23 protein-coding genes are annotated in these 25,707 nt (G+C 61.9%); 10 read left to right on the plus strand and 13 right to left on the minus strand.

Going from position 1 to position 25,707, the window contains the following annotated elements; all coding sequences use genetic code 11:
• The first annotated feature begins 42 nt into the window (after window positions 1–42).
• Window positions 43–1,434: a glutathione-disulfide reductase gene (gene gor / locus D3242_RS25570; RefSeq protein ID WP_064985455.1), complete on the plus strand. Its 1,392-nt coding sequence runs from the start codon at window positions 43–45 to the stop codon at window positions 1,432–1,434.
• A 106-nt stretch (window positions 1,435–1,540) separates the two neighbouring features.
• On the opposite strand, the gene mgtE is transcribed toward gor, so the two are convergent.
• From mgtE to D3242_RS25590, 4 genes are all read right to left on the minus strand, one after another.
• Window positions 1,541–2,905, minus strand: coding sequence for a magnesium transporter (gene mgtE / locus D3242_RS25575; protein ID WP_038646768.1), 1,365 nt, complete (start codon window positions 2,903–2,905; stop codon window positions 1,541–1,543).
• A gap of 271 nt (window positions 2,906–3,176) precedes the next feature.
• Window positions 3,177–5,069: an ABC transporter ATP-binding protein/permease gene (locus D3242_RS25580; RefSeq protein ID WP_038646766.1), complete on the minus strand. Its 1,893-nt coding sequence runs from the start codon at window positions 5,067–5,069 to the stop codon at window positions 3,177–3,179.
• Between the two features lie 501 nt (window positions 5,070–5,570).
• Window positions 5,571–6,251 carry a DsbA family oxidoreductase gene (locus D3242_RS25585; protein ID WP_019858095.1) on the minus strand — a complete coding sequence of 227 codons (681 nt, stop codon included), beginning with the start codon at window positions 6,249–6,251 and terminating at the stop codon, window positions 5,571–5,573.
• A 16-nt stretch (window positions 6,252–6,267) separates the two neighbouring features.
• Complete coding sequence (locus tag D3242_RS25590; protein WP_064985453.1) at window positions 6,268–8,088, minus strand: extracellular solute-binding protein; 1,821 nt, start codon at window positions 8,086–8,088, stop codon at window positions 6,268–6,270.
• Between the two features lie 234 nt (window positions 8,089–8,322).
• On the opposite strand from D3242_RS25590, the gene D3242_RS25595 reads away from it, so the two are divergent.
• Entirely contained in the window at window positions 8,323–8,952 is a 630-nt protein-coding gene (locus D3242_RS25595; protein ID WP_027046833.1) for an invasion associated locus B family protein, read from the plus strand.
• 109 nt (window positions 8,953–9,061) lie between these two features.
• On the opposite strand, the gene hspQ is transcribed toward D3242_RS25595, so the two are convergent.
• A complete protein-coding gene (gene hspQ / locus D3242_RS25600; RefSeq protein ID WP_019858091.1) occupies window positions 9,062–9,385 on the minus strand; it encodes a heat shock protein HspQ in 324 nt (107 codons plus the stop codon).
• Between the two features lie 148 nt (window positions 9,386–9,533).
• Window positions 9,534–10,748: a UbiH/UbiF family hydroxylase gene (locus D3242_RS25605; RefSeq protein ID WP_064985451.1), complete on the minus strand. Its 1,215-nt coding sequence runs from the start codon at window positions 10,746–10,748 to the stop codon at window positions 9,534–9,536.
• 70 nt (window positions 10,749–10,818) lie between these two features.
• Here D3242_RS25605 and D3242_RS25610 point away from each other — a divergent pair, with 70 nt between their 5' ends.
• The 8 genes from D3242_RS25610 (at window position 10,819) to D3242_RS25645 (ending at window position 19,090) form a co-directional block, all read left to right on the plus strand.
• On the plus strand, window positions 10,819–11,748 hold the full coding sequence (locus D3242_RS25610) for a DUF2182 domain-containing protein (RefSeq protein WP_081296192.1): 930 nt from the start codon (window positions 10,819–10,821) through the stop codon (window positions 11,746–11,748).
• Between the two features lie 14 nt (window positions 11,749–11,762).
• Complete coding sequence (locus D3242_RS25615; protein WP_027046832.1) at window positions 11,763–12,377, plus strand: DUF1326 domain-containing protein; 615 nt, start codon at window positions 11,763–11,765, stop codon at window positions 12,375–12,377.
• Window positions 12,378–12,400: 23 nt separating this feature from the next.
• Entirely contained in the window at window positions 12,401–13,207 is an 807-nt protein-coding gene (pcsA, locus tag D3242_RS25620) for a phosphatidylcholine synthase (protein WP_027046831.1), read from the plus strand.
• A 28-nt stretch (window positions 13,208–13,235) separates the two neighbouring features.
• The gene (locus D3242_RS25625; RefSeq protein WP_038646760.1) at window positions 13,236–14,213 is read left to right on the plus strand and encodes a quinone oxidoreductase family protein; all 978 of its coding nucleotides are present in this window, start codon (window positions 13,236–13,238) and stop codon (window positions 14,211–14,213) included.
• Between the two features lie 133 nt (window positions 14,214–14,346).
• Window positions 14,347–15,924, plus strand: coding sequence for an ABC transporter ATP-binding protein (locus tag D3242_RS25630; RefSeq protein WP_064985450.1), 1,578 nt, complete (start codon window positions 14,347–14,349; stop codon window positions 15,922–15,924).
• Window positions 15,921–17,051 carry an ABC transporter permease gene (locus D3242_RS25635; RefSeq protein WP_020628867.1) on the plus strand — a complete coding sequence of 377 codons (1,131 nt, stop codon included), beginning with the start codon at window positions 15,921–15,923 and terminating at the stop codon, window positions 17,049–17,051. Before D3242_RS25630 ends, D3242_RS25635 begins: the two co-directional genes overlap by 4 nt.
• Window positions 17,051–17,971, plus strand: a complete 921-nt coding sequence (locus tag D3242_RS25640) for an ABC transporter permease (protein ID WP_064985448.1) — start codon at window positions 17,051–17,053, stop codon at window positions 17,969–17,971. The genes D3242_RS25635 and D3242_RS25640 overlap by 1 nt, the downstream gene beginning before the upstream one ends.
• Before the next feature lie 51 nt (window positions 17,972–18,022).
• Complete coding sequence (locus tag D3242_RS25645) at window positions 18,023–19,090, plus strand: BMP family ABC transporter substrate-binding protein (RefSeq protein ID WP_019858080.1); 1,068 nt, start codon at window positions 18,023–18,025, stop codon at window positions 19,088–19,090.
• Between the two features lie 76 nt (window positions 19,091–19,166).
• Here the strand turns inward: D3242_RS25645 and rimO are convergent, their stop codons facing one another.
• The 7 genes from rimO to D3242_RS25680 form a co-directional block, all read right to left on the minus strand.
• A complete protein-coding gene (gene rimO, locus D3242_RS25650; RefSeq protein WP_019858079.1) occupies window positions 19,167–20,480 on the minus strand; it encodes a 30S ribosomal protein S12 methylthiotransferase RimO in 1,314 nt (437 codons plus the stop codon).
• A 164-nt stretch (window positions 20,481–20,644) separates the two neighbouring features.
• Entirely contained in the window at window positions 20,645–21,331 is a 687-nt protein-coding gene (locus D3242_RS25655) for a TerC family protein (RefSeq protein ID WP_019858078.1), read from the minus strand.
• A gap of 184 nt (window positions 21,332–21,515) precedes the next feature.
• Window positions 21,516–21,923 (minus strand): DUF930 domain-containing protein, encoded by a 408-nt coding sequence (locus tag D3242_RS25660; RefSeq protein ID WP_019858077.1) that lies wholly within the window; start codon window positions 21,921–21,923, stop codon window positions 21,516–21,518.
• 56 nt (window positions 21,924–21,979) lie between these two features.
• Entirely contained in the window at window positions 21,980–22,678 is a 699-nt protein-coding gene (locus D3242_RS25665) for a DUF2161 domain-containing phosphodiesterase (RefSeq protein WP_064985446.1), read from the minus strand.
• Between the two features lie 65 nt (window positions 22,679–22,743).
• Window positions 22,744–23,550, minus strand: a complete 807-nt coding sequence (locus D3242_RS25670; protein WP_064985445.1) for an alpha/beta fold hydrolase — start codon at window positions 23,548–23,550, stop codon at window positions 22,744–22,746.
• A gap of 143 nt (window positions 23,551–23,693) precedes the next feature.
• Complete coding sequence (locus tag D3242_RS25675) at window positions 23,694–24,491, minus strand: sterol desaturase family protein (RefSeq protein WP_038646753.1); 798 nt, start codon at window positions 24,489–24,491, stop codon at window positions 23,694–23,696.
• A 413-nt stretch (window positions 24,492–24,904) separates the two neighbouring features.
• Window positions 24,905–25,435: a hypothetical protein gene (locus D3242_RS25680; protein ID WP_051112826.1), complete on the minus strand. Its 531-nt coding sequence runs from the start codon at window positions 25,433–25,435 to the stop codon at window positions 24,905–24,907.
• Window positions 25,436–25,707 lie beyond the last annotated feature (272 nt).

The following is a 25,707-nucleotide window of genomic DNA, read 5'->3' on the forward strand; positions in this document are numbered from 1 at the left end:
CTACCTGTCTCTCACATTTTCCGACGTTCAAGGAGCCGCCTCATGGCCGGTTATGACTATGATCTTTTCGTCATCGGCGGCGGCTCCGGCGGGGTGAGGGCGGCGCGCATTGCCGCCGCACTCGGCAAGCGCGTCGGCATCGCCGAGGAATACCGTTTTGGCGGCACTTGCGTTATCCGCGGCTGCGTGCCGAAAAAACTCTATGTCTACGCCTCGCAATTTCCGGAGCATTTCGCCGATGCCGCCGGCTATGGCTGGACGGTGCCGGAAGCCAGTTTCAACTGGCAGACACTGGTCGCCAACAAGGACCGCGAGATCAGCCGTCTGGAGGCAATCTACAAGAAGAATGTCGAGGGCGCCGGCGGCGAGACCTTCCATTCGCGGGCGATGATCGTAGACCCGCATGTGGTTCATCTCCTGGACAACGACCGCACCGTCACCGCCGACCAGATCCTGATCGCCACCGGCGGCCGTCCGGCGGCCCACCCAGCGCTTCCCGGTCATGAGCATTGCATCTTTTCCAATGAGGCTTTCGACCTCAAGGAACTGCCGAAGGCGATCATGATCGAAGGCGGCGGCTATATCGCGGTCGAATTCGCCAACATTTTCCACGGTCTCGGCGTCGACACCACGCTGGTCTATCGCGGCAAGGAGATCCTCAGCCGCTTCGACATGGATCTGCGCCGCACGCTGCACGAGACCATGGAAAGGAAGGGGATCAAGATACTCTGCCATGCAGTGAGCGAGCGGGTGCACAAGCGGCCGGACGGCCGGCTCGACGCCTTTCTCACCAGCGGCCAGACGTTGACGGTGGACCAGGTCATGCTGGCCATCGGGCGCATCCCCAACACCGAGAATATGGGCCTGGAAGGCATCGGCCTCGAGATGACCCCGGCCGGCGCGATCAAGGTCGACGAGTACTCCCGCACCAACATCGACAATATCTGGGCGATCGGCGACGTCACCAACCGCGTGCAGCTGACACCGGTGGCGATCCACGAAGCGATGTGCTTTGTCGAGACGGCCTTCAAGGGCAACCCGACCGCGCCCGATCACGACACGATCGCGACCGCGGTCTTCTCACAGCCGGAAATCGGTACCGTCGGCCTGTCGGAAGACGAAGCCGTCAAGCGTTTCGCCGATGTCGAAATCTACCGGGCCAGCTTCCGGCCGATGCGGCATACGCTATCGGGCCGTGACGAGAAGATGCTGATAAAGCTGGTGGTCGACGGCGCTTCCCGCGAAGTGCTTGGCGCCCACATATTGGGGCCGGATGCCGGCGAAATGGCGCAGCTGCTCGGCATTCCGCTGAAGGCCGGCCTGACCAAGGATGATTTCGACCGCACAATGGCCGTGCACCCGACCGCGTCGGAAGAACTCGTCACCATGTACAAGCCGACCTACCGCGTGAAGGACGGCCAGCGCGTCCAGTGACGGGCGCGGTTTGCTCCATCAAGGTCGACGGAACCATCCACGGCAGGCAAGCCTGAAAGGCGGAAGCCGCCGCCGGCCATGGCCAGCGGCGGAGACAGCAATGCGGCTACAGCAACGTGCCGCGCAGGATCACCAGTGCCACCGAGAAATAGATCACCAGCCCGGTGACATCGACCAGCGTGGCGACAAACGGCGCCGATGCGCTGGCGGGGTCGAAACCGACCCGTTTCAGCGCGAAGGGCAGCATCGAGCCCGACAAAGAGCCGAAGGTGACGATGCCGACCAGTGCCGCGCCAACCGTCGCGGCAATCAGCGGCCAATGCGGGCCGTAGTCGTAGAAGCCCATATATTGCCAGAGAGCGATGCGGCAGATGCCAACCACGCCAAGCATGGCGCCCAGCACGAGACCGGTGGGTAGCTCGCGCAACGCCACCCGCCACCAGTCACGAAGGCCGATCTCGCGCAGCGCCAGCGCGCGGATGACCAACGAGGTTGCCTGCGAGCCGGAATTGCCGCCGGAACTCATGATCAGCGGGATGAAGAGGGTGAGCACGATCGCCTTCTCTAACTCACCCTCGTAGCTCTGCATGGCGTTGGCGGTCAGCATCTCGCTGATGAACAGCGCGCACAGCCAGCCGCCCCGCTTCTTGATCATGGAGAGGAAGCTCATCTTCATGTAGGGCTCGTCGAGCGCTTCCATGCCGCCGAAGCGATGCACATCCTCCGTCGTTTCTTCGATCATCGTGTCGATGATGTCGTCGATGGTGACGATGCCGAGAATCTTGCCGTGGTCGACGACAGGCAAGGCGAGCAGATCGTATTTGGAGATCGTCTGCGCCAGGGTTTCACGATCGGTCAGCGGGGTGACCGTCACCGGCACACGGTCCGGCGCGACCGACAGGATCGGGTCGTCCGGCTCACCGGTGATGAGTCGGCGCAGGCCGGTCGACCGCACCAGGAGGTGCGTTTGCGGATCGACGATGTAGATCGCGTAGACGGTTTCGCGCGTCCGCTCGACCTTGCGGATGTAGTCCAGCGTGCGCCCGACGGTCCAGTCAGAGGGAACGCTGACGAACTCCGTTGTCATGATCGATGCGGCGCTGCCTTCGGGATAGCCCAGAATGGACAACAGGGTGGCGCGCAGTGGCGGCGCCAGTGCGCCGAGCAGTTCGGAACGTGCCGGCTCATCGAGCTCGCGCAGTATGTCGGCCGCACGGTCGACCGACATGGCGGTGAGCAGCTTGCTTGCCTTGGCACGGGGCAGGGCTTCCGCGAGTTCGGGCGCACCGTCGAGTTCGGGCTGGTCGAAGATCTCGACCAGGCGCTCGAAGGGTACCGCGCAAAGCAGATCAGTCGCGGTTTCGCGCGATTCGTGGTTGAGCGCCTCGACCACGTCGGCGACATGGTCGTTTGCAAGGATGCGGGCGATGGCGACGGCCTCGTCGTCCGCTACGGGGGAAAAATCGTTCATGGTTCACTCCTTGCCGTCCGGCAGGACATGAACCATTCAGGTCACGTCTAGGCGGACGGCGGTTGCGTTCGACTAATACTGTCGCCAGGCATGGCGCGGTGACCTTTCCGCTTGCGGGTTCGCGTTTGACTATCAGCAAGCCGGCGCAACATAGGAGCGCGCCTTGCCGAGTCAATCGCGGTGAGTGAGGAAAACGGCGCCTGATGGCTCCGATCGCGATACTGTGATCGCCGACTGCCGCGGTGCCCGGCAAGTCGCCGTGAAACCAACGTTATTTCTGCTTCAGCCGACGTGAGAAACGCAGCCATTTGTCCTCGACCGGACGTGGCTGGGTCAGAATCGTGGTGAGTTCGACCGGCAGGGTCGGAACCAGCGGCTTCTTGGTGGCGACGCCGTCGGCGATCAACACGATCGAATGATAGAACTCGGTGCCGGCAGCCGATCGTGGCGCCACCGCTTCGTGCATGACGCTGATCACCGTGACATCGGGGCAGTTGTCCTTGATCGCCTGATGGAAGGCAATCTTGCCTTCCGGGTCAAGGGCGCCGGTCGCCTCGTCGAGGAACAGCAGCCCCGGCTGCTGCAGGATGATGCGGGCCACCACCAGCTTCTGCTTCTGGCCGCCCGACAGGACCTGATCCCAGCTTTTGCCTTCACGGCTTTCATTGGCCATATGCTCGATGAAGTCGCCAAGGCCGGCCTTGTGCAGCGCGGACGCGACCTGCGCATCGCCGTGGTCGTGCTCGGAGCCCGGCAGGCAGACCAGCTGTTTCAGCGACACCTGCTGGAGCTTGATCTCCTGGGCGGCATAAAAACTCTTCACCCCATCGGGGAAGACGATGGTGCCGCGGCCGTAGGGCCAGAGGCCGTTGATCGCCTTGACCAGCGATGTCTTGCCGCAACCGGATTCGCCCTTCAGGAATGTCCACTCGCCGCGCCGGAAGCGCAAATTGGCGGCGCTGAGGAACGGTGTCGCGTCCTCGCCCTGATGCGCCAGTTCGAGCTTCTGGATGGTCAGACCGAACACCGGGTTCTGGCTGGCATAGTGGAAGTCGGACTGGCCGGTCTGGCTGTAGAACGCCTGCGGATGCTGGACGCTCTCGATCGCGTTTGCCAGTTCCGTGACACGCTGGCTGTTGGCGCGCAGCGTGGCGATGGCGGGCATGACATGGATGAACCACGAGCACTGGCTGATCAGCTGGGCGACCATTTCGGAGCCGGTGATGTAGCCCTTGTAGTCCAAGCGATTGTGTATGAACGACACCAGACCGGGACCATAGGCGACGATCCGGGCGCCGAGGAAGTTGTAGATCAGCTCGAACGACGTGTAGCTATTGTTGACGACATTGAGCTTGCCCCAGGTCTTGTCGATATCGACGTAGAGCTTGTCGTGCATCGACTTTTGCACATCTTCGCCATGCGAGGCGGCGACATGGAAGCTGCGGCGCAGGAACGTCGTCAGTTCACTGCGGTAGCTGCCCTCGGCCTGCTGCATGCGGATATTGAGCCGCTCGAGCAAGCGGCCAAGCTTGACCGCAATCCAAGTGTTCAGCGGCACGTAAATGGCGACGGCGAGGAAGGCCAGCACTGCGCTGCCATAACTGCCGAGGAACTCCAGTCCTTTGACCTCAACCGAGGATCCGATCAGATTTTCGCCGATAAAATAGAGCGAGGTGGCGACACCCAGAACGCCCATGGCGAGACCGATCGCCCCGCCCGTCATGTCCTTGATCGATTCCTGGATGCGCTGGTCGATGTTGTCGGGTGCGACGATATCGCCGGCCGCCGAACCATGCTGAGCATGGAAGTGGGTATGATTGCCGTCGAGCAGAGCCTCGTTGAACTGGCTATTCAGCCAGCCACGCCACTTTCGGTGCAGGGTTGCCGAGACAAGACCACGCACGCCGGTGAAGCCGGCATCCTTGAGCACGACCAGCAGAACCAATATGCCGGCATTGGTCAGAATTGCCTGCAGTGGGCTGGTATTGGCTGCATCGTGGAAGAATGCAATCGAATTGCCCAACTCGCCCAATGCCAGGGCAAACCAGACGCCGGCCTTGCTGGAAAGCGCCGTCAGCAGAGCGATGACGATGGTGAGCGTCCAGGCTTCCTTCCAGCGCTCGGAGAACCAGTAGGCCTTCATCAGCCCCCAGAAACTGCGCATCGAGGATACCGGCGTCAAATGCGACCGCCCTGCGGCGCCGCGGTGTAGTCTATCCGGTACTGACTCCTGCGATCGTCTGCCGATCCGAATCACGATCCCGCCCAAACCTTTTTTGTTTTGTTACGGATGGTAACACCAATTGATCATTTTCCATTAATTTTTATAGGGGGTCAGCGATATTTGAAGATCCGGCCGTGTCGGGAAGGCAACAGAGCAGGCTTCCAAGTGCTTCGCGTAAGCCGGCAGAAAGGCGATTTAACATAACAATGTCAGATGGTTACTTGGCTACGACGCGGTGAGCCACAACCTTCCCTTAGGGAAGGCGTCCACACGATTTCGTGACTCATTTTGGCTTGTCCGGCGAGCCGATTTTTTGTTGGGGCTAACCAAATTCCCGAAAACCGGCCGTCCTTTGACGTCTGATTCCTGCCGCGATCGGCCTTTCCGGGAGCCGAGAAGTGACCTGAAACGGTCTTGTCGCAGGTGAAGGAATGACCGGCCTCAGCCGACCTTGTCCAATTCGCCGCTTGCCTTTGCCGCCGCCACCTGGCGGATGGCATCGGCCAGCGTGTCGACGTCCTGGGCGCCCATCACGGCATATTTGCCTTCAAGCAGGAAGCACGGCACGCCCGATATGCCCATGCGCGACGCCGTGGCGATCTCCGTGCGCACCGCCTCGACATCGGCGTCGGTCGGCAAGAGCGTGGCGACCACCGACGCATCCATGCCGGCCTCGCGGGCGGCTTCGACCAACACGGCATGGTCGCCGATGTTGACACCTTCCTCGAAATTCAACTGGAACAGGCGACGGACCAGCCTGTTCTGCACGGCTTCACCGGCAGCACCCGCCCAACGGATCAGGCGGTGCGCATCGAGCGTGTTCGGCGCCACCTTGATGGCATCGAAGGCAAAGGAAATGCCCTCTGCCTCGCCAAGCGGCTCGATGCGGGCATGAATCTCGCGAATGCGCTCATCGCTGCCGAACTTGGCCCGCATATACTCCCGGCGGTCCTTGCCCTGCGGCGGAATGGTCGGATCGAGCTGGAACGGCCGCCAGCGTATATGCACATCGACGTCGCCGGCCGCGGCAACCGCCTTGTCCAGCCGCTTCTGACCGATGAAACACCATGGGCAGACGACATCCGACACCACATCGACGGTTATGGCGTTCGCTTCGCTCATCTCGATCTCCGGATTTTCAGTTCGGTTTGCGCCACCATGTCGGCAGCTGATAACCGAATATGGGCGTCTTCTTCGGATGTTCCAGATAATTCCAGTAAGCAAGCCACTGCTGCGTGTTGTACTGCATCGGCACCATGTAATTGCCCGAGATCAGCAGCCGGTCGAGAACGCGGACGGCGGCGACATAATCCTCCTTCGAGCGGGCGCGCAGCATCGCGTCGATCGCCGCATCGACTGCCGGATCGGCAACGCCGGCGAGATTGAACGAGCCTTCGGCCTTGGCCGCCTCGGAGCTCCAGCGCCCGAGCTGTTCGAAGCCTGGCGACAGTGAATTGTTGAAGCCGCTCGATCCGATCAGAGCCTCGAAATCGAAGCGCTGCTTGCGTGACTGGATCTGGTCGCCGTCGAGGCTACGGATGCTGACGTTGATGCCGATCTTCTCCAGTGTGCGCTGATAGATACCGGCCAGGCGCTCTTCGTCTTGCGAAGCAGTCAGGATCTCGAATGCGAAAGGTTTGCCGTCGGGATCGAGCATTGTACCGTCCTGCACGTGGTAACCGATGCTTTTCAGGAGATCGAAGGCTGTCTTCAACACCTTGCGGTCCTGACCTGAACCGTCGGTCACGGGCGGTTTCCAGGTGCCGTCCATGACATCGGGCGGCACACGGCCGGGGTAGGGGGCGAGCAAGGCCTTTTCCCTGTCGTCGGCCGGATGGCCGAGCGCGGAAAGTTCCGAGTTCTGCCAGTAGCTCATCGTGCGGGTGTATTTGCCGCCGAACAGGTTCTTGTTCGCCCATTCGAAGTCGTAAAGCATGCCGAGCGCGCGCCGAACCACCGGATTGGAGAACTTCGGCAGCCTTGTGTTGAACAGGAAACCGGTCACCACGGGCGGAATGCCGGTGTCGAAGGTTTCAGAAACCACGTCCCCCCTATGGAACGCCGGGAAGTCCAGATCGCGCTCCCGTTTGACCGGATCGCCGTCGTCGTCGATGGCGCAGAGGCCTTTCTTGAAAGCCTCGAGCTTGGCGTTGGCGTTGAGGAAATATTCGATGGTGATCTGGTCGTAATTGTCGAAGCCGCGCTTGGCCGGGACATCCTTGCCCCAATAATCGGGGTTGCGCTTGAACACGATACGCTGGCCCGGCGCCACCTGGGCAATGGTGTAAGGTCCGCTGCCAATCAGCGGCTTCAGCGTTGTCTTGTCGAAAGTCTCCTTGTCGAAGGCATGTTTCGGCAGGATCGGCGTCAGCGCGATGATCATGGGCGTTTCGCGATTGGCCTTGTCATTGAAAGTGAAGCGCACGCTGTGATCGCCGGTCTTTTCAAGCTTGGCGATCAGGCTCATGCGTGCGTTGTAGGGTGGGCGACCCTTGTCGGTGAAGACGTCGTAGGTGAACAGCACATCCTCCGGCGTCACCGGCTCGCCGTCCGACCACTTTGCATTGGGATTGAGATGGAACTCGATCGACTTGCGCTCGGAATCCATGTCCGCGCTGTCAGCGAGCAGTCCATAGAGACTGAAGGCCTCGTCGTAGTTGCGCTGCATCAGCGGTTCGAAAACGAGGTTACCGTAGGTCAGATCCATCATGCCGCGCGCCGTCGTGCGCAGGCTTTTCAGGATGAAAGGGTTGAGGTTGTCGAAGCTGCCGACAACACAATAGGTGATGTTGCCACCCTTCGGCGCATCGGGATTGACGTAGTCGAAATGGGTGTAGTCGGGCGGCAGTGCCGGCTCGCCCTGCATGGCGATGGCATGCTTCGGTTCCGACATGGCCGGCCGCAGCGAAAGGGTGAAAAGCGATATCGCGGTGATCAGCCAAACAAGAACGCGGCCCATGACCGTCTCCTTAACAGGTCGGCTTGATGATTCGGTGCGCACCCTAGCATGAGGCAGGTCCCCGCCGGCCAATCGTGTCATCAAGAATTACAAGTGGGCGGGGCTGGATTCGGCACCGCTTGCAGTGTAACACGCCGTCCGAAGTCATTCTGTTGCCTCATTTCGGCAACAGGTAGCTGGACCACACGGCATAGAGAAGCCGGTTCCGGGATCATTTGAGAGGAAGTGCACGACATGACGAGCCTGAACAGCAATGCGTACCGCCTTTCGGTCATGGCCGCGGGCGTGGTCGGCTTTCTGGGCGCAGGACTTCCCTCTGCTTCCGCACAGCAGCAGCAACAGATTCCACAGGGCTGGTTCAAGGCCTGCACCAAGCAGGAAGACGTCGATATCTGCAACGTCCAGAACATCGTCACGGCCGGCAACGGCCAGCTCGTCACCGGTGTGAGCCTGATCGAGCTCAAGGGCAAGGTGAACCGCAAGGTGTTTCAGGTGACGGTCCCGACCGGTCGCCTGGTACCTCCCGGCATCGGCCTGCAGATCGACACCGGCAAGGCCGTAAAGCTCGACTATGTCATCTGCTTCCCGGATCGTTGCGTGGCCGAAGTGCCGCTGACCGACCAGCTCGTCGCCTCGTTCAAGAAGGGTCAGGGGATCACGCTGACCTCGATCAATTTCCAGAACCAGGCCAACCCGATCAAGATCGCGCTCCAGGGCTTCAGCGGCGCCTATGACGGTCCGCCGCTGCAGCAGTCGGACATCGAGGACCGGCAAAAGAAGCTCCAGGACTTCGTCGCCAAGAACAACCAGGACTTCGCCAAGAAGCTCAAGGATGAGCAGGACAAGGCCAAGACCGCCAACTGATCACCGGCTCGGCCATTCTCGAGTCAAAGAAAAAGCGGGGTCATGCCCCGCTTTTTTCATGTCTGGCCTTGGCCCGGATTTCCTGACCGACGACCAGAATGCCGCAAGGTCAGTGCCTGGACTGGCGTTTCGGCTCGTAACGCCCGTCCGGCCTCTTGTCGAACATCTCCTTGATCTGCGGGTGGCGGACCGGCTCGCCCGACCGATCCTCGAGGAGATTCTGCTCCGACACATAGGCGATGTATTCGGTTTCCGAATTCTCGGCGAGCAGATGGTAGAATGGCTGATCCTTGCGCGGCCGCACGTCGGCGGGGATGGCTTCGTACCATTCGTCGGTGTTGGCGAATTGGGGGTCGACGTCGAAAATGATGCCTCGAAACGGAAACAGCCGGTGGCGAACCACCTGTCCGATCGCGAATTTGGCCGTTTTCATCGTACTCACCACTGAATTCCTTGACTTTATTTGGCGCAGACTCCGAGTCAATTCAATCCCGAAGCGTTCGAGCGCCTTCAAGCTACGCAGAATGCGACGCAGAGGTTTTGATTGATGTCGCGACGTCGCGATAAAATCCGCAAAATCGCTACTGCTGCCGCATGGGTTTTCGCAGGCCGCCCGCGAGTGCTGCAAAACCACTGCCGGGGCGGAGCCCTTCGCGCATGAAGAAGGCGCGCAGCGGTGCAAAGCCGCCGAGCACGCCGAGACCGGCGCCGCGTGCCATCTGCGCCGGCAGCATGTCGGAAAGCAGCGACATGTTGAGCAGGTTGACCGCGCTGCTGCGCGCCAGAATGTCGGGCCGGCGCTTGAAATCGTAGGCGGCAAGGGCCTTGGCCGCGCCTGGATCTCGGCTATTTTCTTTTGCAATTCCAACCAGATCGTCAATATCCCTGATGCCAAGGTTGAGGCCTTGCGCACCGATCGGCGGGAACACATGCGCGGCTTCGCCGATAAGCGCCACCCTGTCTCGTGCGAAACGCAGGGGCGTCACGGTCGAAAGCGGATAGATCTGGCGGCCCGGCTCCACCGTCACCCGACCCAGCATCGACTGCATCTGCTGCTCGACCCGCAACGAGAGCGTTGCATCATCCAGGGCGGCAAGCTCTTTGGCGTTCTCGGGCTTCACCACCCAGACGAGACTTGAGCGATTACCGGGCAACGGAACCTGAGTGAACGGACCGGTTTCGGTGTGGAACTCGGTCGAGGTGGAGGCGTGCTCACGGCTATGGCCAAAATTAAGCACGAGTGCGGCCTGCGGATAGGCGTGCGAACCGGTCGAAATGCCCGCCGCCTCGCGCGCAGGCGACTGGCGACCATCGGCGGCGACCGCCAGTGAAGCGCCAATCTCGCTGCCGTCGGCGAGAACGGCATGAGCCCGATCGACATCGAGGTGCCAGGTCTTCACCATCGACCTGCGCCATTCGATCCCGGAATGCGCGGCCACCTTGTCGCCAAGCGCCGGGCCAAGGACGCTGTTGGGCAGGTTTAGCCCGAACTGCTCCTCGTCGATCTCGCTGGCGCGGAAGGTGACGACGGGGCTGCGGATCAGCCGGCTGGTCGCGTCGACGATGCGCATGACTTTCAAGGGAGCGGCCTTGGGCCTGATGGCTCCGAGGACCTCGAGCCGCTCAAGCACTTTCAGGGCAGGGTTCATCAAGGCCGTGGTGCGGCCATCGGGGGCCGACGCCTCAGGCCCGACCAGCGTCACCGGGAAGCCGGCATCGGCGAAAGCCAGCGCCGCGATCAGCCCTGCCGGACCGGTTCCGGCAATCAGTATTCGCGCTGTTTCCTGATGCTCCAAGATCGGTTTCCGGCTTGCGATGCGAGGCGGGTCACCAGACCTGCCAGTCGAGAAGCATATAGGTCAGTTCATGCGGCTTGATCAACGCGGCGATTCGGCTCATTCGGGTGTCATGACCGGCCCCCAGGACGATTTCAGCCATCTCGACCGCGCCGGCCGCGCCACGGCTGATATTGCGCGCCACCCACGTTTGACGGTCAATATCGTCGTCGGCGCCAGCATTCTGCTTGCATGGTCGTCGCTGGCAACGATGGCGATTCGCGGCGCCGAGGCCTGGGGCAGTGCGCCCGGCGACACACTTCTGCGCGGCCTGCCGCAGCTGCCGCTGCCCGATTTCCTGGAGCGGTTCTTCGCGCTCTGCCTGTCGCCGGCGCCGCTGGATGCAAGCATCGTCCCGCGTGCCCTGGCGTTGATCCTGATGTGGTTCCTGATGGCGATCGCCGCGATGCTGCCGTCGGCGGCGCCGATGATCCGCACCTATTGCGAGATCGCCGATACGGCCCGGCTCAAGGGCGAGCCGGTCGTCCATCCGCTGGTGCTGGTTGCCGGCTATCTCGGTGTCTGGCTCGCCGCCTCGATGCTGTTTGCGGCGCTGACGCTCTGCGTGCATGCATTCGCCGTGTCCGGCGAAATCTACGATCCGCTGCTTGGCCTTGCCGGGGCGCTCGCACTGCTGGTTGCAGGCCTCTACCAGTTCAGCGGCCTCAAGGAGGCCTGCCTGAAGAAATGCCGCAACCCGTTCTCGATCCTGTTTTCGAACTGGAGCGCCAAACCCGTCCGCGTCTTCCGGCTTGGTGCGGCGCAAGGCATCTGGTGCCTCGGATGCTGCTGGGCGCTGATGCTGGTGATGTTCGCAGTCGGCGTGATGAACATCTTCTGGATGGCGCTGATCGGCGTGTTCACCCTGATTGAAAAACAGACCACGGGCCGTCTTCCAACCCGGCTGGCCGGTGCGATACTGCTTGTCTGGGCAGCCGCGCTGCTAGTAGTCTCGCTGTGAGTGGGGGAAATTCAATGACAGATCAGGGCTGGGCAATGAAAGGAGAGCTCGTACTCTCCTGCAATTGCACGGTTTTTTGCCCTTGCGTGCTGTCGCTCGGCAGTCACCCTCCGACCGAGGGCTACTGCCAGACCTGGGCGGGTTTCCGTATCGATGCCGGCCATTTCGGCGAGGTCGACCTGTCCGGCCTCAACCTCGGGCTGATCATGGAAATCCCCGGTTACATGAGCCGCGGCAACTGGACCGCCGGCCTCTTCATCGACAAACGCGCCTCGGTCTACGCGATCAAGGCCTTGACGAAGATCTTCACCGGCAAGGCCGGCGGAACCACATCGCTGCTGTCGATCCTGGTCGGAAAATTCCTGGGTGTGGAACAGGTGCCGATCACCTATGAGACACGGGACAAGACGCGTATCTTCCAGATACCGAAGATCATCGATGGCGCAGTCACGCCAATCGCGGGCAAGGATCGCGAGAGGGATACGGTGATCACCAATTCGGAATACTGGATTGCACCGGAGATCATCGTGGCGAGATCCGACAAGAGCAAGATGCGAGCCTTTGGCCGCAACTGGAATTTTGCCGGTCGATCGGCCGAAATCTGCAAGCTGGATTGGCGGGGCCCGTGAGCAAGAACACATCGGCCAGGAACATGGCGGCACGGAGAGCCGCCAAGAAGATCACGGATCGGATTCCGCGACCGAAGAAGAAGGTCACCTGGCCGCAGGCGAGGGCGTTCTCGGTCCATCTGCTGACGGCGTCGGGCTCGTTCCTTGCCTTCCTGTCGCTGGTGGCGGCGAGTGAGGAACGCTGGACGGCAATGTTCTGGTGGCTTGGACTGGCGCTGTTCGTCGACGGCATCGACGGGCCGATCGCCAGGAAGCTCGAGGTCAAGGAAATCCTGCCGACCTGGTCGGGCGAGCTCCTCGACAACATCATCGACTACGTGACCTATGTGCTGATCCCGGCCTTCGCGCTCTACCAGCGCGGCTTCATGGGCGAGGGTCTGTCGTTCCTGTCGGCGGCGATCATCGTTGTCTCCAGCGCGATCTATTATGCCGACACCGGCATGAAGACGAAGGAGAATTTCTTCAAGGGCTTCCCCGTGGTCTGGAACATGGTGGTGTTCACGCTGTTCGTCATCGAGCCCGGACAATGGGTGTCATTCGCGGTGGTGGTGGTGGCCGGTATTCTGACCTTCATCCCGATCAATTTCATTCATCCGGTGCGGGTCGTGCGGCTGCGGCCCATCAATCTCACAATGACCCTTTTGTGGTGCGCCTTCGGCGCGCTTGCCCTCGCACAGGCGGCGCTTGCCGCTTTCTATGACCAGATCGGTGTGTTGGGCGCACAGGTCAGCACCTTCATCAAGATCGGCATCACCATTACCGGGCTTTACCTGGCCTGTATCGGTGGCATCATGCAGTTCTTTCCAAATCTCGGCGCCAAAAAGGCCTGACTAGCCGCTCCCACAGGAATCCCAATCCATGTCCAAAGCGATCCGCATCCACGCCCATGGCGGCCCGGAAGTTCTGACCTATGAGGACGCCGGTCCCGGCCGGCCGGGTTCCGGACAGATCCTGGTCAGGCATACGGCCATCGGCCTCAACTTCATCGACGTCTATCATCGCTCTGGCCTTTATCCGCCGCCCGGAGGTTTTCCGCTCATTCCGGGCAGCGAGGCCGCCGGCGTGGTGCAGGAGGTCGGCGAGGGCGTCGACTGGCTGAAGCCAGGAGAACGGATCGCCTATTCGACGAATGTCGGGGCCTATGCCGAGCAACGCGTTATCGCCGCAAGCCTCGTGGTCAAGATTCCCGAGGGCATCAGCGACGAGCAGGCGGCCGCGATGATGCTGAAAGGCATGACATCAGAATATCTCCTGCGCCGGACCTTCAAGGTGAAGGCGGGCGACACGATCCTGTTCCATGCCGCTGCCGGCGGCGTCGGGCTCATTCTCGGCCAATGGGCGAAACATCTCGGTGCAACCGTCATCGGCACGGCAAGCTCGACCGACAAGATCGAACTCGCCAAGGCGCACGGTTTCGACCATGTCATCAACTACAAGGAGCAGGATTTCGTCGCCGGCGTCGCGGCCATCACCGGCGGCAAGAAATGCGATGTCGTCTACGATTCGGTCGGCAATGATACATTCCCGGCCTCGCTCGACTGCCTCAAGCCTCTCGGCATGTTCGTCAGCTTCGGTCAGTCCTCGGGACCGATCCCGCCCTTCTCGATGTCATTGCTGGCGCAGAAGGGCTCGCTGTTCGCCACAAGGCCGACGCTGTTCGTCTACAACGCCAAGCGCGAGGATCTCGACGCCTCCGCTGCCGCGCTGTTCGACGTGGTGCTCAGTGGCGCCGTCAAGATCCAGATCAACCAGCGCTATGCGCTGAAGGATGCGGGCAAGGCGCATGCCGACCTCGAGGGGCGCAGGACAACAGGGACGACCATTCTCATCCCTTAGTCCCGCCGGGCTTGCTATCCCTTGAATTTCCGCTGAAATTCTTGAAGCTCTTTCAAGACGCGTGCCGCTTTCCGTTGAGAGCCAGCGGCGCCTACCATGCTTGCGGGAACACAGAACATATCTGGTGAACCAGATGGGAGGCACTGTGAGTGCAAATCATGATGGGGCGAACCTGCTCGAGGTTCGTGGCCTGACCAAGATATTCGGCACGCTGACGGCGTGCGATCATATCGATCTCAACATCGCCAAAGGTGAAATCCACGCGCTGCTCGGCGAGAACGGTGCCGGCAAGTCAACGCTGGTCAAGATGCTGTTCGGCTCGCTGGAGCCCAATTCCGGCGAGATTTTCTGGAACGGCCAAGCGGTGCGGATCACCAGCCCGGGTGCCGCCAAGAAGCTCGGCATCGGCATGGTGTTCCAGCATTTTTCGCTGTTCGAGGCGCTGACCGCGGCCGAGAACATCGCGCTTTCCCTGGACGACGGCTCGCCGATCAGCAGCATCGCCGCAAAGGCGAGGGCGCTTTCCTACAGCTACGGCCTGCCGCTCGATCCGGACTCGCTGGTCGGCGACCTGTCGGTCGGCGAACGCCAGCGCATCGAGATCATCCGCTGCCTGCTGCAGACGCCACAGCTTATCATCCTCGACGAGCCAACCTCGGTGCTGACGCCGCAGGAAGCCGACAAGCTGTTCGAGACGCTGGAGCGGCTGCGCTCGGAAGGCAAATCGATCCTCTACATTTCGCACCGGCTGGAAGAGGTCAAACGCATCTGCGACCGCGCCACCGTGTTGCGGCACGGCAAGGTGGTCGGCCATTGCAACCCGCGCGAGGAGACAGCCGCCTCGCTCGCCCGCATGATGGTCGGCAACGAGGTGCAGGCCGTGGTGCGTGCACCGGTCGAGGGGATCGAGACCGCGCAGCCGCTGCTTGAAGTCCGCGGTCTCACCCGCAAGCCGGCAACGCCGTTCTCCATTCCGCTCAAGAACATCAGCCTCAATGTCCGTGCCGGCGAGGTGATCGGCATTGCCGGTGTCGCCGGCAACGGCCAGGGTGAGTTCTTCGAATCCGTCTCCGGCGAAGTCTTGCAGCAGGACGTCGCCTCGGTGCGCATCCGCGGCAAGGATGCGGGTGGGCTGACCATCACCGGACGGCGCCTGCTGGGTGCCGCCTTCGTGCCGGAAGAGCGCCTCGGCCATGGTGCGGCGCCGCGCATGAAACTTTCGGAAAACCTTTTGCTGTCGCGCCATGCCACGGACGGCAAGGCGTTTGTCGGCACCGGGGGAATGGTCAAGAGCGGCGCCATTTACGCTGCCTCCCAACGCATCATCGAGGCGATGGACGTGCGCAAGAGCGCGCCGGATCCCGAAGCTGCGGCACTTTCGGGCGGAAACCTGCAGAAATTCATCGTCGGCCGCGAACTCGACCGCCGGCCCAGCGTCATGGTGGTGAACCAGCCGACCTGGGGAGTCGACGCCGGCGCCGCAGCCCACATAAGGCAGGCGTTGATCGAACTGTCGCGGAGCGGATCGGCGGTGCTGGTGATCAGCCAGGATCTCGACGAGCTGTTCGAAATTTCGGACGCGATCGCGGTCATGCACAATGGCGAACTGTCCAAGCCGATGCCGATCGCCGAAGCAACCTTCGAGAAGGTCGGCCTGCTGATGGGCGGCGCTGAGCCCGGCCACGCCGAACATACGCTGGAGACGGCATGATGCGCCTCGAACTCGTCAAACGCCCGCAGCGCTCCGCGCTGTTTTCGGCCCTGTCGCCGTTCATCGCCTTCGCGCTGACGATCATCGCCGGCGCCATTCTGTTCGCGCTGCTCGGCGTCAATCCGCTGACCGCGTTTCGGATCTACTTCATCGAGCCGATCAGCCAGGTCTGGCAGCTGCATGAACTGGCGATCAAGGCGGCACCGCTGATCCTGATCGCGGTCGGCCTGTCGGTCTGCTACAAGGCCAACATCTGGAACATCGGCGCCGAGGGCCAGTTTATTTTCGGCGCCATCTTCGGCTCGGCCATTCCGGTGCTGTTTCCGCAATTCGAAGGCCCGCTGGTGTTGCCGCTGATGCTTCTGCTCGGCATGGTCGGCGGCGCGGCCTATGCGGCGATACCCGCGTTTCTGAAGACCCGCTTCAACACCAACGAGATCCTGACCAGCCTGATGCTGGTCTATGTCGCCCAGCTCTTCCTCGACTGGCTGGTTCGCGGCCCCTGGCGCGATCCGCAGGGCCATGGTTTCCCGCAGACGATCCAGTTCGGCGACTCCGCCGTGCTGCCGGAACTGATGCCGGACGCCGGACGCGCCAATTGGGGCTTTGTCTTCGCGCTGGTTGCCGCGGTGCTGATCTGGATCCTGATGGGGCGCATGCTCAAGGGCTTCGAGGTGCGCGTGCTGGGTTCCAGCCCACGGGCAGGGCGCTTCGCCGGCTTCGGCCTCAGCCGCATGGTGTTCTTCGCCTTCCTGCTGTCGGGCGCGCTGGCCGGCCTTGCCGGTATTTCGGAAGTCTCCGGCGCCATCGGGCAATTGCAGCCGGTGATTTCTCCCGGCTACGGCTTCACCGCCATCATCGTGGCGTTCCTCGGCCGCCTCAATCCGCTCGGCATCATCGCCGCAGGCCTGGTTCTGGCTCTGACCTATCTCGGCGGCGAGGCGGTGCAAAGCGCGCTCGGCATTTCCGACAAGGTGGCGCGGGTGTTCCAGGGCATGCTTTTGTTCTTCGTGCTCGGCTGCGACACGCTCATCCACTACCGCATCCGCCTGATCGGCCTGGCGCTGACGAAACAAGAAGGCGCGGCAAAGCTCGACGCTGCACCGAAGTTGAAGGAAGCCCGCTGATGGACATCACCGTCAACATCCTCCTGACCATCGCAACGGCGGCGACACCGCTGTTGATCGCGGCGATCGGCGAACTGGTGGTCGAGCGCTCCGGCGTGCTCAATCTCGGCGTCGAGGGCATGATGATCATGGGTGCGGTCGGCGGCTTCGGGGCCGGCTATCTGACCGGCTCGCCCTGGGTCGGCCTATTGGCGGCGATCGCCATGGGGGCGCTGTTCTCGCTGCTGTTTGCCGTCATGACGCTGTCGCTGGCCACCAACCAGGTGGCGACCGGCCTGTCGCTGACGCTGCTCGGCCTCGGCCTCTCCGGCATGATCGGCACGGGCTTCGTTGGCCAGCCCGGCGTCAGGCTGCCCAATCTCGACATTCCCGGCCTGAGCTCCATCCCGGTTGTCGGCAAGCTGCTGTTCGGCCAGGATCCGGTGTTCTACATCTCGATCGTGCTGACCGCCGCCGTCATGTGGTTCCTGTTCAAGACGCGAACCGGCCTCACGCTGCGCTCGATCGGCGACAGCCATGCCTCGGCGCATGCGCTCGGCATCAAGGTCATCCGCTACCGCTATCTCTCGGTAATCTTCGGCGGCGCCTGCGCCGGTCTCGCCGGCGGCCATCTGTCGCTGGTCTACACGCCGCAATGGGTCGAGAACATGACCGCTGGCCGCGGCTGGATCGCACTGGCGCTGGTGGTGTTCGCCTCGTGGCGGCCGTGGCGGGTGCTGGCCGGCGCCTACATCTTCGGCGCGGTGTGGATCGGCCAGCTTCATGCACAGGCTTTTGGCATTCCGGTGCCCTCGCAGATGCTTTCTTCTCTGCCCTATCTGGCAACCGTCGTCGTTCTCGTTCTAATCTCGCGCAACAAGCGTCTGACGATGATGAACACGCCGGCATCCCTGGGGCAGCCATTCGTTCCGGATCGTTGACAAAAACAAAAAGACGGGAAGCTCCAAGGCTTAACACAGAGAGGTAACACGATGAAAAAACTGCTTATTGCCCTGATGACGACGACAGCGGCTTTGTCGCTGGCCGCGTCCGCAGAGGCTGCCGAAAAGTTGAAGGCCTGCTGGGTCTATACCGGCCCGATCGGCGATTTCGGCTACTCCTACCAGCACGACCAGGGCCGGCTCGAAGTCGAGAAGGCGCTCGGCGACAAGGTCGAGACCGCCTATCTGGAGAACGTCTCCGAAGGTCCCGATGCCGACCGTGCTTTCGAACGCCTGGCGCGCGAAGGCTGCAAGCTGATCTTCGGCACGTCGTTCGGCTTCATGGATGCCGAAGTGAAGGTCGCCAAGAAGTTTCCGAAAGTGATGTTCGAGCACGCCACCGGCTACAAGACCGGTGACAATCTCGGCATCTACAATGCACGCTTCTACGAAGGCCGTTATGTGCTCGGCCAGATCGCCGCCAAGGAATCGAAGTCCGGCGTTGCCGGCTACATCGTCTCCTTCCCGATTCCCGAAGTGGTGATGGGCATCAACTCCTTCATGCTCGGCGCGCAGTCGATCAACCCGAACTTCAAGGCCAAGATCGTCTGGGTCAATTCGTGGTTCGATCCGGGCAAGGAAGCCGACGCCGCCAAGGCGCTGTTCGACCAAGGTGCCGACATCATCGTCCAGCATACCGATTCGACCGCCGCCCTGCAGGTCGCCGAGGAGCGCAAGCTGCATGGCTTCGGCCAGTCGTCCGACATGATCAAGTTCGCGCCGAACGCGCAGCTGACCTCGCTGACCGACGAATGGGGTCCGTACTACATCAGCCGCGTGCAGGCAGCCATCGACGGCACCTGGAAGCCGGACAATGTGTGGCTCGGCATCAAGGACGGTGCGGTCAAGCTCGCGCCCTACACCAACATGCCCGACGACGTGAAGGCAATGGCCGAGGCGACCGAGAAGAAGATCGCCGGCGGCTGGAACCCCTTCACCGGACCGATCGCCAAGCAGGACGGCTCGGCGTGGCTGAAGGACGGCGAGGTCGCCGACGATGGCACGCTGCTCGGCATGAACTTCTACGTGAAGGGCGTCGACGACAAGCTGCCGCAGTAAGCGGCACGATCGATCGGATTTGGAGAGGGCGCCGCGAGGCGCCCTTTTCATTTGTCGGGAGAAAGCGACGGAAAGCTCAGACGGCCGAACCGTAGAGGTCGTAGGCGTCGGCGCGCTCGATCTTGACGGTGACGATGTCACCGGCACGCATCGGGCGGCGCGACTGGATGTGGACCGAGCCGTCGATCTCGGGCGCGTCGTACTTGGTGCGGCCTTTCGCCGATGTGCCATTCGCTTCGTCGATCAGCACCGGCAGGCGCTTGCCGACCTTTTTTGCCAGCTGCGTCGCCGAAATCTTCTGCTGGCGCTGCATGAAGCGATGCCAGCGCGCCTCCTTGACGTCCTGCGGCACCTGCTCGAGGCCGAGGTCGTTGGAGCGGGCGCCCTTGACCGGTTCGTATTTGAAGCAGCCGGCACGGTCGATCTTGGCCTCGTCCAGCCAGTCGAGCAGCATCTCGAAATCCTCGTCCGTCTCGCCAGGGAAGCCGACGATGAAGGTCGAGCGGATGGCAAGATCCGGGCACACGTCACGCCAGCCGCGGATGCGCTCCAGCGTCTTTTCGCCATGTGCCGGCCGGCGCATGTTTTTCAGCACTTGCGGCGAGGCATGCTGGAACGGGATATCCAGATAGGGAAGGATTTTTCCTTCGGCCATCAGCGGGATGACGTCGGCGACATGCGGGTAGGGGTAGACATAGTGCATGCGCACCCAGATGCCGAGCTTGCCCAATTCCTCCGAGAGGTCGAGGAATTTCGCGCGCACTTCACGGTCGCCGAACATCGACGTCTGATACTTGATGTCGATGCCGTAGGCGCTGGTGTCCTGCGAGATGACCAGGAGTTCCTTGACGCCGGCCTTGGCCAGCTTTTCGGCTTCGCGCAGCACATCGGCCGCCGGGCGCGAAACGAGATCGCCACGCAGTGCGGGGATGATGCAGAAGGTGCAGCGGTTGTTGCAGCCTTCCGAAATCTTCAGGTAGGCATAGTGGCGCGGCGTCAGCTTGACGCCCTGTGGCGGCAGCAGGTCGATATAGGGATCGTGCGAGGGTGGGGCTGCCTCATGCACGGCTGCCATGACGCTCTCATAGGCCTGCGGCCCGGTGATCGCCAGCACATTGGGATGCTTTTCGCGGATCACCTCCGGCTCGGCGCCGAGGCAGCCGGTGACGATGACCCTGCCGTTTTCCGAAAGCGCGGAGCCGATGGCGTTGAGCGACTCATCGCGGGCGGAATCGAGGAAACCGCAGGTGTTGACCACGACGAGATCGGCGCCGTCATGTTTGCGGGCGATCTCATAGCCTTCGGCGCGCAGGCGCGTGATGATGCGCTCGGAATCCACGAGCGCCTTCGGGCATCCAAGGCTGACGAAACTGACGCGAGGGGCGGACATAGGCAAGTTTCCAATGGGGGCACGGGCCGAAACGCTGGTCCGGCCTCAAATCGCTGTAAATGTCGGTCTGTGGCGCATGGCAGGAGCCAATACGCGCGGCGCAATAGCATGGGTTGCGCAATCAAGCAAACCGGCCGACGGGCTGGTCCGCGCCATCGGGTGGCTCAGTGCCCTCCGGATCCGAACCAAGGCGCCAGGAAAGCGAAGTGCTCGGGGAATTGCTGCACGGCCCCGTCAAGCAGCATCTTGACCGCGACATAGAGGATGATTGCCAGACCGATATAGGCAATCCAACGGTATTTGTGCAGCAGGCGCGCGACGAACGACGCGGCAAAGCCCATCAAGGCGATGGACAGGGCCAGTCCGATGATCAGCACCGTCGGATGGTTCATGGCAGCACCTGCCACGGCCAGGACATTGTCGAGCGACATCGACACGTCGGCAATGACGATCTGCCAGGCGGCCTGCGAGAAGGTCTTGCCGGATACCTTGCCGCCGATGACGCCGTCCTTGTCGAAATCGCCATTCGACAGCGCTTCGGTCGCGTCGCGCTCCTCATCGTGGCTGACGCGCAATTCGCGCCACATCTTCCAGCAGACCCACAGCAGAAGCAGGCCGCCGGCGATCAACAGCATCGGGCCGATGGTCAGCAGCCATTGCGTGATCAGGGCGAAGAAAATGCGAAGCACGGTGGCCGCCGCGATGCCGACCAAAATGGCGCGCTTGCGTTGGGCGGCCGGCAAGCCGGCCGCGGCGAGGCCGATGACGATGGCGTTGTCGCCCGCGAGCGCAAGGTCGATGGCAATGACCTGAAGAAGAGCCGAAACGCCTGCGGCGGTAAATATTTCCATCGACCAGGAAGCCCTTCGCCGAGTGTTCGTTGTCGATTGTCCAGACGGGCCTAAAGGCATGGTCCGCTGGCGTCAAGACGCAGGGACAGACAACACCGGAAAACCACTTTCGTGGCAGGGGTATTACAGGGGATTTTCAGCCGCTGTCGGCACGTGAGCCGAAGCCACGCAAGCCCGCGAAAAACTAATCGTAGAGATTGTATTTCACCCAGTCGGCTTCCGGAATTTCGTCGCCGATCCGGTAGCGCAGCTGCAGGACTTCCATATGGTCGGGGCCGGTCTGGCATTTGAACTTCAGCCGGTACCACTGTCCCTTGCTGCGGAACGCCGCACCCGGACTCCTGATCGCATCGGCGCTCATCTCGGGCGTCGCGAAGGCGTAGGCGACGACCCGGTCGGCCTTGAACTTGCGGTCATCGTGGGTGATCCGGTCCAGGACTTCAGCATCGCAGCGCTGTTCGAGGCGTGTTTGCGGATCAAGTTTCATCAGCCCGGCACGCAATGCATTGTCCATAGCGCTGGCCGGGAAAGCCAGCGTCAGGGACGCAATGGCCATCATGCAGAGTGTCTTCATGGGCGGGACTAGCAGCATGTTTTGTCTGAAAAATCAACCAAGCGGGGCGCGCCATAGCTGGCAAGCCCCGGCATTCAGGCGGTCGACGCAATCAAAATCTCGTGTCGGACATCATCATGCGGTGTCTGCGGCCAACGGACCAGCGAGGCGCGGCCAGCATCGGTGAGATCGTAGAGGCCGCGGTCGACGCGGGCGAACCAGCCATAGACATTGTGCTGCAGGATTTTCGGCGCGATCGGCGTCAAGGCCTTCAGATCGCGCGGTCGTTTGGGTCCGTCCGCCATCGCGGCCGCACAGGTGAGGGCACTTTGGCGGTAGGCGGTCATGATCGGATTGCGCGATCCTCCACCGGCGACAGGATCACCGCGGCGACGCTGGTGCTCGTCGACAAGGCGGGATCGCCGCCGCGCATTCCTGCGCGGCTCCGGCGCGGCGGGACTGACAAGCACCTCGACCTTGTCGTTGGCTGTCACGCCAAGCACACCGAAGCCAAGCCGGCGGCAGAGATTGCGGAACCGGGCGTCGCTTTCGCGTCCCTTGCCGCGCGCCGACATGCGCGCCGCCAGCCAGACTTCGTCGCAAGCGGCCGCGCGGTCGACGCCCTGCAGCACCAATTCCAGATTGAATTGCAGTTTCAATTCGCAGATGACGACCACCGGCGGTTCGCCCTCGCGCAGCGCGACGATGTCGCAACCGCCGATCTCGCCCTTCACGACAAAGTCGAGACTTTCGAGGAACCGCTTCACCGGCGCATAAAGTGAGGTCTCGTTCATGCTTCAAGGCTTAGCCGATTCGACGCGAAAAAGCCTTCCGGCTCCTGGGGGCGCGCACCCGACGTTCAAGAATGAATGTTTTCGAGGAAGGCCAGCAGCACGCTGTTGAACTGCCCGGGCCGTTGCAGCGGCGCGAAATGGCTGACACCGGGCAGGATGATCAATTCCGATGCCGGGATGCTGCGGGCGAGATAGCTCGCGTGCTCGTGTCTGATGAACTCGTCATGCTCGCTGTGAACGATCGCCACGGGCACGCGCGTCCGCGCCAGGTCGGCGGCGGTATAGTTGGGTTCGGTCTTCATCATCAGGCCGACGGCTTTGACGAATGCGTCGAACTGGTCCGGCGTCGCCGACAATTCGGCATAGTCCTTGGCGTGCCGGGCAAAACAGCGATCGATGACCGGACTCGGCTCGAATTCCTTGGTGCCGCTCGGATCCATGTTGCAGCCGAAGAAGAACACGCCGGTGACGCGGTCGGCGGCCTTCATGCCAAGGATCAGGGCGACGCAGGCGCCATCGCTCCAACCCACCACAGCAGCCTTCTTCAAGCGCAGCGCGTCCATCACCGCCAGGACATCGGAAGCCATCAGTTCATATTTGTACGGCCGTTCGTCGCGGCTGCTGCGCCCGTGGCCGCGACTGTCGATCACCACGACCTGGTAGCCGGCCTTGACCAGCGCGGGGACCTGAAATCCCCAATTGCCGCTGTGGCCGAGGCCGCCATGCAGCAGGATCACCGGAAGGCCGGCGCCAAACGTGGCGTACCAGATTTCTGCGCCCTCATGTTCCACCCGGCTTTCGTCCCTTGCGGCCGGCAGGGGCGTCGCGCCGTGCGCTTCGAATTTCCTGAGATCGTCGTCGTGATGGTCCATGCCGGGAATGCCTCGAGGCGAATGCGCAGGACCCACAATTATTGCCGGTATCAGCCGAAACCAACCCGCGACGGAACGTCTGCTGCCACCTGGCGACACCGCCAGTTTCGAGCGGCACAAGTCCTGCGTGTCGGTGTCAGCCGTCAGGCTTCGGTGCTCGGCACCGGTCCGTTCGATCGCTTCTCGCCCGGCAGGAGCGGATAGCTGACCTGCCCGAGATAGCTGGAGGGGATCGGATCATCGACGCCGTATTTTTCCGGCACCTTGTTGCCGGTGGCATTGTAGGTGCCGAACACCATGTCGAGGACAGGCAATTGCCCGGCGAAGTTCTTGTCATAGGCCTCGCGCTGGTTGGCATGGTGCCAGCGATGGAACTGCGGGCTGGCGATCAACCACTTCAAGGGGCCGAACGGTATCCGCACATTCGAATGAACGAGCAGCGTGTGCCAGAAGTAGATGACTGAAAAGATGGCTATCGAGGCTTCGGAGAAGCCGAGGAAAAAGATCGGCGTCAGCGACAATGCCTTTGTCAGGATGGCGTCGACCGGGTGGGAGTGGAATGCGCCGAGCCAGTCCAGTTCCTCGATGCCGTGGTGCACCGCATGGAATTTCCAAAGCGCCGGGATTGTGTGGAATGCCCGGTGTGCCCAGTAGACGCCGATATCCGTGATCAGGATGATTTCGGGAACCTGCAGCCAGACGGGCTGGCCGCCGACGGCCTGCGTGATCGATTGCGGAACGAGGATCGCAGCGGCTTCGAGTGTGTTGGCCGCGATCAGAACGATGACCGTTTTTACGATAAGCCCATTGAACAGCACATAGATCAGATCGACACCCAGGCCCTTGCGCAGGACCTTCTGGGGCCGCTCGGCAAACAGATGTTCGAACGGAATGAAGATCAGTGCGCAGATCAACAGCCCCTTGATGCCAAATATGTCCATTCGCCCGCCTCTATTGCCGTCTTTAGCCAGAACGCTCGCGCCTCGGCTTCCGGGAGAGAACCACATTTCTCCTTTCCAAAGGCTTGATGCCGGTGTCCGAGCCATAGGCATGGCCGAGCCATGGGATCGGGGCGAGAGTGTCACATCGGTGTCGTAACCGGGCGATATGTGGACAAGGCGCGGTCGACGAACGGCAGCGCGTGCCGCGCGTCCTCCCAGGACTAACCCCTCCGGTTCCCTGCCGGCGGGGTTTTCTATTTCCATCTTGGCAGTCGCGAATTGTCCTTGTTATCGTGTGGCCTACGGTCAGCACAGGACACCCCGCCATGCACGTTATGGCCGAGAGCTTGACCAACCAGACTTCCGTCCTTGAGGTGACCTGCCGCCGTAAAGGCGGCGGCTTCCGATCTGGACTATTTCACTGGAATCATCAGGTGCGCATAGGGCGTGTCGGGAAACATGACATATGGCTGTGTCTGATCCGGCTCGTGGGGATACAACGCCATTATGGTCGGGGCGTTCATGACCATTACGTGGGGGCCATCGTGTACCCATTTGCCGTCTACAGGCGGCCTAGGGGCATAGGGATCGGCATTGCTCGCCGCATCGCCCCCCTTCAGCATGTAGGCGAAAGCGACCTTGCCTTCGGGCGGCGCGCTCTTGGACATGATCGCGTGCATCCACGCCATCCCGTTCTCATCTGTGCACATGGGATCGTCTGTGGGAGTGCCGGGGTCGTCAGGGATGCATGTGAAGCCGTTCGTGCCCTTTCTGAGCGTCTTCATCTCCCAGTTCACGACAGCGGCATTCTTGCCGACTGCCTCAGGTGCTGCCGAAATCGCATTCTCAATCAGCTGCTCATCGGTTTTGTCGGCTGCCACGGCGGCAGATACCCAAGCGACGGCAATAGATGCCAAAAACACACGGCTTGAATGGATGCGCATTGCTTACTCCCCTCGCGAGCGTCAGGGTGATCTGCGCGTCACAACGGTCAGCTCCCGCTCTTTGGAGTTGGCTGCTGCCCCATGCCTAGTGCGCACCAATGAAGACTCTACTCCTATTCATGCGCGAAACCTAATATGGCAACGCAAACGCATTTGCGGGTAAGCTGATGGAGGAGATATCCTTGAGCTATTCCGCCATCGCTGACCGTTGCGATCCGCTTGAACCAGCCGTCATCCTCGACGTCTTGTCCAAGGTATTGGCCGCGCCCGAT

The organism is Mesorhizobium jarvisii (genome assembly GCF_003601985.1).
Taxonomy (GTDB): domain Bacteria; phylum Pseudomonadota; class Alphaproteobacteria; order Rhizobiales; family Rhizobiaceae; genus Mesorhizobium; species Mesorhizobium jarvisii.